Below are 12,892 nucleotides of genomic sequence, written 5' to 3' on the forward strand. Positions count from 1 at the left end.
AGGCACTCCTAAAACTGCCCGTCACTCCGCGGGAGCCGCGGGCTGGACATGTGCGGGCAAGGAGCGGATGAGCTCGGCGAGTGCCGGCTCCAGCACCTGATGCGCCGCCTCCTCGACCTCGAACCACTGCGCCTTGCGCTGGCCCTTCTCGCGCCAGGACTTGAGCTGCTTGGAGACTTCGAGCGGATAGACCTTGACGCGGCACAGGTCGAAATGCGCGGCCCGGCGCTTCCAGTAGTCGTAATGGCCCAAAGGCGTGTTGCCGATTTCGCCCTTCACGCCGGCCTCCTCTTCGGCCTCCTGCGCGGCCGCCTTGTGCGGCTTCTTTCCCTTCATGGGCCAGCCCTTGGGAATCAGCCAGCGCTTGGTTTCACGCGACGTGACGAGAAGCACCTCGATCCTTCCCTCGTTGATGCGGAAGGGCAAAGCTGCGACCTGGCTTAATTCTTCTTTCGGATTCTGGGGCATTCGGCGAGAATAGGATTCCTGTCAGTTAGCTTGTAACGTAGGCGATTTGAGCCGGCTAATAAAGTACCCGTTTGAAAGAAATGAGGACATCGTCAACCGTCGATCTCATACGATTCTCCATCCTCTCAAAGCTTCGTGACCGCATCATAACAACGCTCCCCTCTTTTTGATCCGAAAGGCCTTACCCCGCATGTCAGCCAACGATCTGGACCTGAGATTTGCCGCAGCCTGCGCAATTGCGCGCGAGGCAGGCGTATTGGCGCGCAAGCGCTTCCTGGAACGGCCGCGCTCGCAAAGGCCGGACTTCAAGGGCCCGCAGGACTTCCTGACGGCGACCGATGCGGAAGTGGAGGAACTGATCCGGACCCGCCTGGGCGCGCTGTTTCCGGACGATTCCTTCTTCGGCGAGGAAGGCGGCGGTTCTTTCGGAAGGGATGTGTGGGTGGTCGATCCCATCGACGGCACGGCGAATTTCGCCCGCGGCATTCCGCATTTCGCCATCTCCATCGCCTTCGTGCGCGACGGCCGCACGGAAATCGGCGCGGTCTACAACGTCATGCAGGACGAACTCTACAGCGCCCAGCGCGGTCGCGGGGCCCATCTCAACGGCGATCCGATCCGGGTGAGCGGCCTGGCCGACATGCGCCAGGCCACCGTCGAGGCCGGCTGGTCGTCGCGCCTGCCGACCGAGCCTTACATTGCCGTGGTCGAAAACCTGAAGAAGGGCGGCGCCAATGTCCGCCGCGCGGGCTCCGGCACCCTGGGCCTGGCCTATGTCGCCGACGGACGCATCGACGGCTATTGCGAGCTCCACATCAATTCCTGGGATGTCCTCGCGGGCCTGCTGATCATCGAGGAAGCCGGCGGCTGGACCAACGATTTCCTGGCCAAGGACGGCCTGCGCAAGGGCAACCCCGTTCTCGCCTGCACGCCGGAACTCGCCGGAACGCTCATGGACGCGACCGGGATCGCGAAGGAGCCCTGAGGGATAAGATCTTATTCTAAAGATTCAACCGTGAAGAGGTGGCAAGGCTCTTGACCCGCCGCCACAATGAGGGGAGCTTAGCCGGCCAACCAAAAACAAAGACAAACATAACATTACGGGAGGAAAGAATGTCTTTGAAGAAGTCCTTTGCTGCGGCATCCATGCTGGCAGGCGCCATGACGGCCATGTCCTTCATGTCCGCCGGAGCAGCCCAGGCCCAGGGCGAGCTCGTCATGTATTGCGCCGTGCAGGAAGAATGGTGCCGCGCCATGACGACCGCGTTCGAGCGCGAAACGGGCATCAAGGTTTCCATGACCCGCAAGAGCTCCGGTGAGATCTACGCGCAAGTGAAGGCCGAGGCGGCCAATCCGCGAGCCGACATCTGGTGGGGCGGCACGGGCGATCCCCACATGCAGGCGGCCGAGGAAGGCCTCACCGAGGCGTACAAGTCGCCGAAGATGAGCGAGCTGCAGGATTGGGCCGTGCGTCAGTGGGAGCAGTCCAAGCAGCGTACCGTCGGCATCTATTCCGGCGCGCTCGGCTTCGGCTACAACACCGACCTCGCGCAATCGAAAAAGACCGGTGACCTGAAGTGCTGGGCGGATCTGCTCAAGCCCGAGTTGAAGGACGAAGTGCAGGTCGCGGATCCGAACTCTTCCGGCACGGCCTATACGCTTCTGGCCACCATCATCCAGATCATGGGCGAGGACAAAGGCTTCGAGTACCTCAAGGCCCTGCACAAGAACGTGAACCAGTACACCAAGTCGGGCGCGGCTCCCGCGAAGGCGACGGCGCTGGGCGAGACCACGGTCGGCATCGCCTTCATGCACGATGTCGTGACGATGGTGGTGGACAAGGCGCCCGTGAAGGTAGTCGCTCCCTGCGAGGGCACGGGCTACGAGATCGGCTCCATGTCGATCATCAAGGGCGCCAAGAACCTGGACAATGCCAAGAAGTTCTACGACTGGGCCCTGACGCCCGACGCGCAGAAGCTCGGAGCGGCCGCCAAGTCCTATCAGGTGCCGTCGAACAAGAACACGCCGGTCCCGCCGCAGGCGCCCAAGCTCAGCGACGTCAAGCTGATCAACTTCGACTTTGCGAAATACGGTTCCTCGGAAGAGCGCAAGCGCCTCCTGTCCAAGTGGGACAACGAGGTGAAGAACCTGCCGAAATAGGCCCCGAAACAAGCCTATCCGCCTTCGGCGAAGCGATGTCCGCTTCGCCGAAGGCTCGTCATTATCCGATTGCGTTGCCGGCCGATCCACGCATCGGCCGTGAGGCTGGAACATCACGATGTCACGGGCAACCCTTGGCTGGATCGTTCTGGGATGGGTCGGCTTTGCCCTCCTGCCCTGGTACGGGTTCGACCGCTCTGCCGTTCCCACTCTTGCCGATTACTTCGTCAGCGGCTCGGCTCTCGCTCACGGCGTTCACAGAGCCTGGTGGCTTCTGCCGCTCCTCCTCCCGCTCGGCATGGCGCTCCTGCCGGTCGTCCGGCCCGACATGCAGCGCAACGGCACCTGGCTCATCGCATCGGGCCTCTTAGGTCTCGCGCTCGTCGTGCTCCAGGGCTTCTCCGTCGGTCTCAACGGCTGGACGCTCGACATCCTCAAGAGCCTCTTCGGCGAGCCGGGCCCCCGTCAGTCCGGAATGGGTTACGGCGCCGCGCTGACGTCGACCGCCCTTCTCATCCTTCTCTGCCATGGCCTCGCGGCGCGCGGCTGGTGCCGCGGCGATGCCTTCGTCACCTCATCCATCGGCGTCGTCATCGCGCTCATCATCGTCTTCGTCTTCTTCCCGGTCACGACGATCCTGGCGAGCGCCTTCGCCGACAATAGCGGCCATTTCGCCCCGACCGAGTTCATCACGAAGTTCCTCGACAAGTCGATCTGGGGCCTCGACTGCCTGACGAGCGACCTGCGCTGCGGCGTGGCCTGGAACACGCTGTTTCTCGGCCTTCTGGTCGGCGTCGGCACCACGGCCCTGGGCCTGGCTTTCGCGCTCATCGCAACCCGCACCGGGTTCCGCTACAAGAAGATCCTGCGCCTGATGAGCGTTCTGCCGATCATCACGCCGCCTTTCGTGATCGGCCTCGCGCTCATCTTGCTCTTCGGCCGTTCCGGCGCGCTCTCCGCCGTGCTGTGGGATTGGTTCGGCGTGCCCCGCTCGCGCTGGATCTACGGGCTCCCCGGCGTGTTCATCGCGCAGCTCCTGGCCTTCACGCCCATCGCCTTCCTCGTCCTGATCGGCGTGGTACAGGGCATCAGCCCGACCCTCGAGGAGGCGTCGCAGACCCTGCGGGCCAAGAGCTGGACGACTTTCTGGACCGTGACGCTGCCGCTGATGCGCCCCGGCCTCGCCAACGCCTTCCTTCTCGGCTTCGTGGAAAGCCTCGCCGATTTCGGCAACCCGCTCGTTCTCGGAGGCAATTACGAGGTGCTCTCCACCAAGATCTTCTTCGCGGTGGTGGGCGCGCAGCAGGACCAGGGCCGCGCCGCGGTCTTGTCCATCATCCTGCTCGCCTTCACGCTCGGCGCCTTCTGGCTGCAGCATGCCTGGCTCGGCAAGAAGGTCTACACCACGGTGACCGGCAAGGGCGATGCGGGCATTCCGCTGCCGCTGCCGCGGCGCGTGGCGCTCGCTTCCTATCTCACCGCCGTCCCGTGGGCGATCTTCACCCTCGTCGTGTACGTCATCATCGTCGTGGGCGCCTTCGTGCGCTCCATGGGCCGCGACTACACGCCGACCCTCGAACACTTCCTCACAGCGTTCCGAGTCGAACGCGCGGATTGGGGCCTCTATTTCTCCGGCTCTGCCTGGAACTCGTTCTTCGCAACGGTGAAGGTGGCGGCGGTGGCGGCGCCGCTCACGGCGGCGATCGGCCTGCTCACGGCCTATCTGCTCACCCGCCAGCGATTCTCCGGCCAGCGTGCCTTCGAGTTCGGCACGCTCTTGAGCTTCGCGATCCCCGGCACCGTGGTGGGCGTGTCCTACATCCTCGCCTTCAACGTTCCCCCGATCGAGATCACCGGCACGGGCTTCGTCCTGGTCATGTGCTTCGTGTTCCGCAACATGCCGGTGGGCGTGCGCTCCGGCATCGCGACGCTGAGCCAGATCGACAAGAGCCTCGACGAAGCCTCTCTGACCCTCGGCGCAGGCTCGTCGACCACCATGCGCCGCGTGGTGCTGCCGCTCCTGCGGCCGGCTATCGTCGCCTCGCTGGTCTATTCCTTCGTGCGCGCCATGACCGCCGTGAGCGCCGTGATCTTCCTCGTCACCGCCGAGTACAACATGGCCACGACCTATATCGTCGGCCGCGTCGAGGCAGGTGAGTTCGGCCTCGCCATCGCCTATTCCACCGTGCTCATCGTCGTCATGCTGCTCGCCATCGTCGCGATCCAGCTGGCCGTCGGCGAGCGTCGCCTCGGGCGCCGCAGCGCAAGCGCCGCCCCCTCCCCCGTTGCCGTGCAGGCGGTTCCATGAACAAGATGTCTTCCATCCACTCCCTGTCCCGCTCCCACCTCTCCAAGAAGCAGGCGGCTTCCGTCGAGTTCCGGAACGTGACGAAGCGCTATGGCAACGTCACCGCCGTGGACAGCGTCTCCTTCACCATCGAGCCGGGCCAGCTCGTTACGCTGCTCGGCCCGTCCGGCTGCGGCAAGACCACGACGCTGCGCATGATTGCGGGCCTCGAAATGGCGAGCGAAGGGCAGATCCTGATCGGCGGGCGCGACGTGACGAACCTCTCCGCCGCCGACCGCGACGTGAGCATGGTGTTCCAGTCCTACGCCCTCTTTCCGCACATGTCGGTGCTGGAGAACGTGGCTTACGGCCCCATCGTGCAGGGCGTTCCGAAGAAGGACGCCTACGAGATGGCGATGGAGAAGCTCTCGCTCATCGGCCTCAAGGGACTTGAAAAGCGTGCCCCGTCCGAGCTCTCGGGCGGACAGCAGCAGCGTGTGGCCGTGGCGCGCGCCCTCGTGCTGGAGCCGCAGGTCCTGCTTTTCGACGAGCCGCTCTCGAACCTCGACGCCAAGCTGCGCAGGCGCGTGCGCGAGGATATCCGCGAGCTGCAGCAGAGTCTCAACCTCACCGTCGCCTATGTGACGCATGACCAGGAGGAGGCGCTCGCCGTCTCCGACCGCATCATCGTCATGTCGAACGCGCGCATCGCCCAGACCGGAACGCCGCGGGAACTCTACGAGGAGCCTGCGAGCCTGTTCGTCGCGGACTTCATCGGCGACGCCAACATCATCGCCGGCGATATCGCAAGCGTAAGCGGAGCCATGGCCCGGGTTCAGGTCGGCCCCCTCAGCCTCGATCTTCCGCACAGGGACGCAGGCTCAGGCGCCGTGAAGCTGGCCGTGCGGCCCGATGCCATCCTGCTCGACGAGGCGGCCGGCACACTCGCCGGGACGGTGCGCAAGGCCTCCTATCTCGGGGCGCAGGTGGAATACGAGGTGGAGAGCCCCATCGGAAATCTCTTCGTGGTTCAGTACGGGCGCAAGGAGCCCATCGCGCCGGGCACGCCGGTGTCGATCTCCTTCGCGTCCCAGCGCGGCGTGGCCGTCATTCCGGAGGCGTGAGGTTACACGTCTCCCTCATCGGGGATCTTGAGGATCGTCCCACAGGCCTTGCAATGAACCGCGTCCCTGTCGTGCCGCTGAAGTCCGCAGACCGGACAGGGATAGCGCACCTTTTCGGGCCTGAGCAGGACCTGCACGAGGCGCAGGAAAAGCGTCACGCCGAAGATCATGATGATGACGGACAGAAGATGTCCCAGCGTTCCCCTTAAGGTAATGTCGCCGAAGCCCGTCGTGGTGAGCGCTGCGATGGTGAAGTAGAGCGCGTCGATATAGTTTCTGATTTCAGCGTTGGTCCGATGCTGCGTCTCGTAGACGAAGCCCGTCATGATGAAGATGAAGACGCCCAGGTTCACGGCTGCGATGACTAGGTCTTCGTAACGCCGGAAGAACGGAAAATCGGCGCGCAGCCGGGCCAGCAGCTGATAGGTCCGCAAGAGCCGGACCGTGCGCAGGATGCGCAGGAACCCGAAATGCTCGCCCACGGCGGGCGCGAGGAACGACACGATCGCCGCAGCATCCGCCAGTGTCATCGGATGCGCCAGATCCTTCACGGGGGTCCGGCTGATGACGAGGCGGGCCGTGAAATCGGCCAGAACGATCACGCCGATGGCGACGTCCATCCACTCGAAGGCCGGAGAGCGCGGCAAGAACGACGTGGCGACGATGAACAGGATGGTCGCGATGTCGAAAACGAGCAGCCCGTAGCGAAACCGGTGAGCCTGAGGACTGTCGCCCTCGTAAAGACGCCTGAGATAAGTCTTCAGCCGCATCGTCATGTCTCCGAACCGGGCTGGCAGCAGGCAGGAACCATGGCGGAAGTGGCTCGGAGGCGGTTTATCTCTTCCATGAATATCTATAGAGCAGAGCTGCAATTCCAACGGGGTGCATTCAGGCCGAAAGGGAGTTATCCCCGTTCTCCGAACGCTTCCCGATATCTTCAAGAGATTGTTCGATGCTGAAAGCCCTGATCTTCGACATGGACGGCACCCTCGTGCACAGCGACCCCGTGCACCTGGAGGCGTTTGCCGAGATCCTGGCGCCCGAGGGCATCGTCATCGACGAGGAACTCTATCGCAGCTCGATCATCGGCCACACCAACGAGGCGATCTTCGCGGCGCTCCTGCCCCATCTGCCCGTCGAGGAGCACGAGGCCTATGCCGACCGCAAGGAGGCCGCCTTCCGGCGTCTGGCGCAGGCCCTGAAACCTCTCGACGGGCTTCTCGACCTGCTGGACTGGGCCGATGCGCGCGGCATCCGGATCGCCCTCGTCACCAATGCCCCGCTTCTGAACGCCACCCATATCCTGGATGTCCTGGGCATCACCGACCGATTCGCGATCAAGATCACCATCGATCAGGTGGCACGCGGCAAGCCCGATCCCCTGCCCTATCTCACGGCCCTGGAACGTCTCGGCATCGCCGCGGACGAGGCCATCGCCTTCGAGGATTCGCCTTCCGGCATGAGGGCGGCCAAGGGGGCGGGGCTTTACTCCTTCGGCGTCCTGACGGGCCTCAGCGCCGAGGATATGCGGGCCGTCGGGGCCGACGACGTGATCGAAACCTTTCACGACCGGGCCCTCTGGCAGCTTCTGGAACGCAGGATCGCCGCCTGACACGACTCACGCGGCGTCCTGACGCTTCCGCTCCGGGGCTCGGCCCTCATCCTCCGCCGCATCGAAACGCCGCCGGGCGGCCAGAATCTCGTCCCGGTTCTCGATGGCCCAGGCGCCTAGAGCCCGCACAGTCTTGAGCAGGGAGCAACCCAGCCCTGTGAGTTGGTACTCCACCCGCGGCGGAATGGTCGGATAAACGGTGCGCGTGACGAGCCCGTCTCGCTCCAGCCCCCGCAAGGTCAGGGTCAGCATGCGCTGCGAAATTCCGCTCACGATCCGGCGCAACTCATTGAATCTCTTAGGTCCGCTGCCGAGCTGGACCACGACCTGGACGCTCCATTTGTCGCCGACCCGGGACAGGATTTCCGTCACGGTCCGGCAATCGGTGGGCACATGAATGTGACCGGGTGACATGAAAGTGCCTCCTTGCGCCGCGCTCTGAAAGTTACTTAATGAGCCTCGGTAACAAAAGAGAACTTAATCGTTCTCGTCCCTAAAGCAACCTGGAGATCCCATGAAGCCCAAGCTCCACATCATCATCGGCAGCACCCGTCCCGGCCGGGTCGGCCCCGGCATCGCGCAATGGTTCAGCGAGTTTGCGGCCGAGCACGGCAAGTTCGAGCCGGTTCTGGTCGACCTGGCCGCGTTCAACCTGCCGGTCTTCGACGAGCCTGAGCACCCGATGAAACAGAGCTATCACCACGCTCACACCAAGGCCTGGGCCGAGAGCGTATCGGCCGCCGACGCTTTCGTGTTCGTGACGCCCGAATACAATTACGCGCCGCCCCCGGCCCTCGTGAACGCCCTCAACTACCTGTCCCGTGAGTGGAACTACGCCCCCGCCGGCTTCGTGAGCTATGGCGGCATCTCGGGCGGCCTGCGTTCCGTCCAGATGGCGAAGCAGATCGTGACCACCCTGAAGATGATGCCGATTCCGGAAGGCGTTCCCATGCCGATGGTGTTCCAGAACCTGGACGAGAACGGCAAGCTCAAGCCGCTCGACATCTACAAGACCTCGGCGGCGACGATGCTCGACGAGCTGTTCCGTTGGACGGAGGCGCTCAAGCCGTTGCGCGCCGAGCGCAAGGCCCCCCTGAAGGCCGCCGCATAACCGACCGAAGACCTATGACGGGAAAGGCACCGCTGCCGACCGACAGCGGTGCCTTTTCATGAAGCGGCTGTAACTTGGCTCAGAGCCGCCCGGCCAGCGCATCCTCGAAGAGCTTGCGGGCGCTCTCCTTGGTGAGCGGCACCGGATTGCCGCCGGCGGTGGGATCGTTGGGCGCCATCTCCGACATCTCGTCGAAACGCGCGCTGTCGACCTTCAGGCCGTCCAGCGTGTGCGGCACGCCGAGATCCTTGCGCAGCTTCAGCACCCAATCGAGGAAGGCCTGGAACGACGGCTCGAGGCCGATATAGGCGGCAAGCCGCACGATCCGTTCCTCGATGGCCTTGCGGTTATAGACCAGCACATACGGCATGAAGACCGCATTGGTGAGGCCATGATGCGTGTCATAGAGCGCGCCGGTCGGGTGCGACAGCGCGTGGATCGCGCCGAGACCCTTCTGGAAGGCGGTGGCGCCCATGGCGGCTGCGGACATCATCTGCGCGCGGGCTTCGATGTCCTTGCCGTCCTTGTAAGCGCGCGGCAGATATTCCTTCACAAGGCGGATGCCTTCCACCGCGATGCCGTCGGCCATCGGGTGATAGCCGGGCGCGCAATAGGCTTCGATGCAGTGAGCCAGCGCATCGAGACCCGTGCCCGCCGTGATGTGCGGCGGCATGCCCACCGTCAGCTCCGGATCGCAGATCACGATCTTCGGCATCATGAGCGGATGGAAAATCACCTTCTTGGTGTGCGTCGCTTCCTGCGTGATCACGCCGGCGCGGCCCACTTCCGAGCCCGTGCCCGCCGTGGTCGGCACGGCGATGATCGGCAGGATGCCCTTGGGATCCGCGCGGGTCCACCAATCGCCGATATCCTCGAAATCCCACATGGGGCGCGTCTGGCCCGCCATGAAGGCGATGACCTTGCCCGCATCGAGCGCCGAGCCGCCGCCGAAGGCGACGACGCCGTCATGCTTGCCGGCGCGCAGAACCTCGAGACCCTTGTAGACATTGGTCTCGACCGGGTTCGGCTTGATCTCGGAGAAGAGCGCGGCCTTCAGGCCCGCAGCATTGAGCTGGTCGAGCGCCGCCTTCGTCATGGCTTGCGTGGCGAGGAACGGGTCCGTGACGATGAGCGGCGAGGAGATACCGACCGCCTTGCAGGCTTCCGCCAGTTCCGCGATGCGGCCTGCGCCGAAGCGGACGGCGGTGGGGTAGTTCCAGTTGGAGCGTGGAGACGTGGTCATGATGCTTCCGATCAGATCTGACGGAGGTGGTAGGATTTCGGACGGGTGAGCGACTCGTAAGCCAGGCGCGAGAGGCTCGCGCCGCGGCCCGTATCCTTCACGCCGGTCCAGGCGAGCGCGGGATCGAGATAGTCGCAGCGGTTCATGAAGACAGTGCCGGTTTCCAGCTTCTCGCCGATGGCTTCCGCCGCATCCACGTCGGAGGTCCAGATCGCCGCGGAGAGGCCATAGGGCGAGTCGTTCATGAGGCGAATGGCTTCTTCGTCGCCCTTCACCTTCATGATGCCCACGGTGGGGCCGAAGCTCTCCTCACGCATGACGCTCATGGAGTGATCGACGTCCGTGAGAACCTGCGGCGCGAGATAGGCGGTGTTGCCCACATCCGCCGCGAATTTCCTCGCGTCGATATGCGCCTTTGCACCCTTCGCCACCGCTTCCGCGTTCTGCTGGCGCACGATGTCGGCGAAGCGCTTGTGCGCCATCGGACCAAGGGTCGTCGCCTCCTCCAGCGGGTTGCCGAGCACGTATTTGTTCACGAGGTCGACCGCGCCTTCCACGAAACGGTCATAGTGCTTCTCGTGCACATAGATGCGCTCGATGCCGCAGCAGCACTGGCCCGAATTGAAGAACGCGCCGTCGACTAGGTTCTCGATGGCGTGGTCGATGTTGGCGTCCGCCCGCACATAGGCCGGGTCCTTGCCGCCGAGCTCGAGGCCGAGAGAGGTGAAGGAACCCGCCGCCGCGCGCTCGATGGCCTTGCCGCCGCCGACGGAGCCGGTGAAGTTGCAGTGGTCGACGAGGCCGCCACCCAGGATCCGGCTCGTCTGATCGTGCGACAGGTGCATGTTCTGGAACAGGCCCTTCGGCATGCCCGCCCGGTCCATCGCCATCTGGAAGCGCTCGCCCGCGAGTACCGTCTGCGAGGCGTGCTTCAGCAGGACCGCGTTGCCGGCCATGAGCGCGGGCACGATGGTGTTGATCGCGGTCAGATACGGATAGTTCCACGGCGCGATAACCATCACCAGACCCACCGGCTCGCGCTTGATCATGCGCCGGAAGCCAGGCTTCTCGTCATCGGCGGGGATGTTCTGCAGGCTCTTCTCCGCGATGGAGATCATGTAGCGCGCCCGTTCCTCGACGCCGCGGAACTCGCCGCCATAGCGCACCGGGCGGCCCATCATCTGGGCGATTTCGGGCACTACTTCCTGGTTCATGGCGAGCAGCGCATCGAGGAAGGCCGAGACCTTCGCGGCGCGCTCGGAGAGTGGCACGTGGCGCCACGCCTTATGCGCCTCGCGCGCGGCCTTCACGGCGGCGTCGATGGCGGCCTCGGACATGATGGGGCGGCGGACGAGTTCGCGTCCGTCGATGGGGGAAATGCAGACGATATCGGTATCAGCCATGATTTTACGTTTGAAAGACGATGGCCGGTTAAGGACCACCGTCTTCTCCTGGTTTGAATCTTAAAAGGTCTTTTAGATGATTTCGAAGTAGCGGGCGAGCTGCCAGTCGGTGATGGCCTTGCGGGCCTCGCGCTCCTCCCATTCGCGGGTTGCCGCGAAATGCTCCACGAAGGTATCGCCGAACAGCTCGCGCGCCGCCTTGGAGCCCTTCAGGCGCTCCGCCGCCTCGCCAAGCGAGCGCGGCAGGGCCCGCTCCTTCGGGTGCTCCACCGCATAGGCGTTGCCTTCAATCGGCTCGCCCGGATCGATCTGGTTCTCGATGCCCCAAAGGCCGGAGCCGATGGCGGCGGCAAGCGCGATATACGGGTTGATGTCGGCGGCGGCGACGCGATACTCTACACGTTGCGATTTTTCCGAGCCCGGGATGACGCGCAACGCCGTGGTGCGGTTCTCCACGCCCCAGGCGGAATCGGTGGGCGCCCAGAAGCCCGGGATGAGGCGGGTATAGCTGTTCACCGTGCAGGCCACCATGGCGAGGATCTCGGGCATCAGCTGCTGCTGGCCGCCCACATACCAGCGCATGATGTCCGACATGTTGTGCTTAGCCTGGGCATCGTAGAACGCGCCCTTGCCGGTGCTCAGATGGCGCAGCGACGAGTGCAGGTGGCCGGACTGACCGGGCCAGTCGCGGGACCACTTGGCCATGAAGGTGGCCATCCAGCCACGGCGCTGCGCGAGGATCTTGGTGTAGGTCTTGAACAAGACCGCCTTGTCGGCAGCCTTGAGCGCATCGTCCACGCGGATCGCGGCCTCGAGAACGCCGGGGCCGGTTTCCGTGTGCAGGCCCTCGATCTCGAAATCCATCTTGTTCGCGAGGTCGAGCAGTTCGTGGTAGAAATCCGCGTGCACGCCGGAGCGCAGAACCGAATAGCCGAAGAAGCCCGGCGTAATGTTCTTGAGGTCCTTGTAACCCTTTTCGCGCACGGAATGCGGCGTTTCCTCGAACACGAAGAACTCGAACTCGGCGGCGGCCGAGACGCCGAAGCCCATCTCCTGTGCCTTCTTCAACACACGGCGCAGGACGCCGCGCGGACAGGCCGCCTCCGCATAGCCCTCGAATTCCGCAAGGAAGAACGGCAGGTCGTTCTCGAAGGGAATGAGGCGCATGGATTCCGGGATCACCCGCGCCGTGGCATCGGGATAAGCGGTATGCCAGCCGGTCAACGTGGTGTTGTCATAAAGCTGATCGTTGGAGTCCCAGCCCAGCACCACGTCGCAGAAGCCGAAGCCCTTTTCGAGGGCCGATTCGAACTTGTCGCGGGCCATGTATTTGCCGCGCATGATGCCATCGACATCGGTGAGGCCGATCTTCACGAACGGCAGGTCGCGGCTGCGCACGTATTCGATTGCGTCGGCAGCGTTCTTGATTTTGGGAGCGGTCATGCTCGTAAACCCCAACGAGAAAGATGAAGGGAGCGCGCAGG

At 64.1% G+C, this 12,892-nt stretch carries 12 protein-coding genes; 6 read left to right on the plus strand and 6 right to left on the minus strand.

Features of this window, described 5'->3' with window-relative positions:
* Positions 1-21: 21 nt before the first annotated feature.
* Entirely contained in the window at positions 22-468 is a 447-nt protein-coding gene (locus tag L879_RS0106610) for an NUDIX hydrolase (RefSeq protein WP_027315411.1), read from the minus strand.
* A 190-nt stretch (positions 469-658) separates the two neighbouring features.
* Between L879_RS0106610 and L879_RS0106615 the strand changes: the two genes are divergently transcribed.
* The 4 genes from L879_RS0106615 (at position 659) to L879_RS0106630 (ending at position 6,039) form a co-directional block, all read left to right on the plus strand.
* The gene (locus tag L879_RS0106615) at positions 659-1,453 is read left to right on the plus strand and encodes an inositol monophosphatase family protein (RefSeq protein ID WP_035458836.1); all 795 of its coding nucleotides are present in this window, start codon (positions 659-661) and stop codon (positions 1,451-1,453) included.
* Positions 1,454-1,587: 134 nt separating this feature from the next.
* On the plus strand, positions 1,588-2,628 hold the full coding sequence (locus L879_RS0106620) for an ABC transporter substrate-binding protein (protein ID WP_497006549.1): 1,041 nt from the start codon (positions 1,588-1,590) through the stop codon (positions 2,626-2,628).
* A gap of 118 nt (positions 2,629-2,746) precedes the next feature.
* Entirely contained in the window at positions 2,747-4,936 is a 2,190-nt protein-coding gene (locus tag L879_RS0106625; protein WP_027315414.1) for an ABC transporter permease, read from the plus strand.
* A gap of 5 nt (positions 4,937-4,941) precedes the next feature.
* Entirely contained in the window at positions 4,942-6,039 is a 1,098-nt protein-coding gene (locus L879_RS0106630; RefSeq protein ID WP_051435115.1) for an ABC transporter ATP-binding protein, read from the plus strand.
* A 2-nt stretch (positions 6,040-6,041) separates the two neighbouring features.
* Here the strand turns inward: L879_RS0106630 and L879_RS0106635 are convergent, their stop codons facing one another.
* A complete protein-coding gene (locus tag L879_RS0106635) occupies positions 6,042-6,809 on the minus strand; it encodes a potassium channel family protein (RefSeq protein WP_027315416.1) in 768 nt (255 codons plus the stop codon).
* A gap of 182 nt (positions 6,810-6,991) precedes the next feature.
* On the opposite strand from L879_RS0106635, the gene L879_RS0106640 reads away from it, so the two are divergent.
* The gene (locus tag L879_RS0106640) at positions 6,992-7,651 is read left to right on the plus strand and encodes an HAD family hydrolase (RefSeq protein WP_027315417.1); all 660 of its coding nucleotides are present in this window, start codon (positions 6,992-6,994) and stop codon (positions 7,649-7,651) included.
* Between the two features lie 6 nt (positions 7,652-7,657).
* Here the strand turns inward: L879_RS0106640 and L879_RS0106645 are convergent, their stop codons facing one another.
* Entirely contained in the window at positions 7,658-8,065 is a 408-nt protein-coding gene (locus L879_RS0106645; RefSeq protein WP_027315418.1) for a winged helix-turn-helix transcriptional regulator, read from the minus strand.
* A gap of 100 nt (positions 8,066-8,165) precedes the next feature.
* Between L879_RS0106645 and L879_RS0106650 the strand changes: the two genes are divergently transcribed.
* Positions 8,166-8,762: an NADPH-dependent FMN reductase gene (locus tag L879_RS0106650; protein WP_027315419.1), complete on the plus strand. Its 597-nt coding sequence runs from the start codon at positions 8,166-8,168 to the stop codon at positions 8,760-8,762.
* 79 nt (positions 8,763-8,841) lie between these two features.
* On the opposite strand, the gene L879_RS0106655 is transcribed toward L879_RS0106650, so the two are convergent.
* The 3 genes from L879_RS0106655 to L879_RS0106665 form a co-directional block, all read right to left on the minus strand.
* Positions 8,842-10,005 carry an iron-containing alcohol dehydrogenase gene (locus tag L879_RS0106655; RefSeq protein ID WP_027315420.1) on the minus strand — a complete coding sequence of 388 codons (1,164 nt, stop codon included), beginning with the start codon at positions 10,003-10,005 and terminating at the stop codon, positions 8,842-8,844.
* A gap of 11 nt (positions 10,006-10,016) precedes the next feature.
* Positions 10,017-11,408 (minus strand): aldehyde dehydrogenase family protein, encoded by a 1,392-nt coding sequence (locus tag L879_RS0106660; protein WP_027315421.1) that lies wholly within the window; start codon positions 11,406-11,408, stop codon positions 10,017-10,019.
* Between the two features lie 72 nt (positions 11,409-11,480).
* Complete coding sequence (locus L879_RS0106665) at positions 11,481-12,851, minus strand: glutamine synthetase family protein (protein WP_027315422.1); 1,371 nt, start codon at positions 12,849-12,851, stop codon at positions 11,481-11,483.
* Positions 12,852-12,892: the final 41 nt, after the last annotated feature.

Origin of the sequence: Microvirga flocculans ATCC BAA-817 (assembly GCF_000518665.1) — a bacterium.
Taxonomy (GTDB): Bacteria; Pseudomonadota; Alphaproteobacteria; order Rhizobiales; family Beijerinckiaceae; genus Microvirga; species Microvirga flocculans.

Coding starts and splice junctions, on each gene's coding strand:
- L879_RS0106630 (WP_051435115.1), top strand. CDS start 4,942: ATGTCTTCCATCCACTCCCTGTCCCGCTCCCACCTCTCCAAGAAGCAG.
- L879_RS0106660 (WP_027315421.1), bottom strand. CDS start 11,408: ATGGCTGATACCGATATCGTCTGCATTTCCCCCATCGACGGACGCGAA.
- L879_RS0106640 (WP_027315417.1), top strand. CDS start 6,992: ATGCTGAAAGCCCTGATCTTCGACATGGACGGCACCCTCGTGCACAGC.
- L879_RS0106625 (WP_027315414.1), top strand. CDS start 2,747: ATGTCACGGGCAACCCTTGGCTGGATCGTTCTGGGATGGGTCGGCTTT.
- L879_RS0106610 (WP_027315411.1), bottom strand. CDS start 468: ATGCCCCAGAATCCGAAAGAAGAATTAAGCCAGGTCGCAGCTTTGCCC.
- L879_RS0106635 (WP_027315416.1), bottom strand. CDS start 6,809: ATGCGGCTGAAGACTTATCTCAGGCGTCTTTACGAGGGCGACAGTCCT.
- L879_RS0106665 (WP_027315422.1), bottom strand. CDS start 12,851: ATGACCGCTCCCAAAATCAAGAACGCTGCCGACGCAATCGAATACGTG.
- L879_RS0106650 (WP_027315419.1), top strand. CDS start 8,166: ATGAAGCCCAAGCTCCACATCATCATCGGCAGCACCCGTCCCGGCCGG.
- L879_RS0106645 (WP_027315418.1), bottom strand. CDS start 8,065: ATGTCACCCGGTCACATTCATGTGCCCACCGATTGCCGGACCGTGACG.
- L879_RS0106615 (WP_035458836.1), top strand. CDS start 659: ATGTCAGCCAACGATCTGGACCTGAGATTTGCCGCAGCCTGCGCAATT.
- L879_RS0106655 (WP_027315420.1), bottom strand. CDS start 10,005: ATGACCACGTCTCCACGCTCCAACTGGAACTACCCCACCGCCGTCCGC.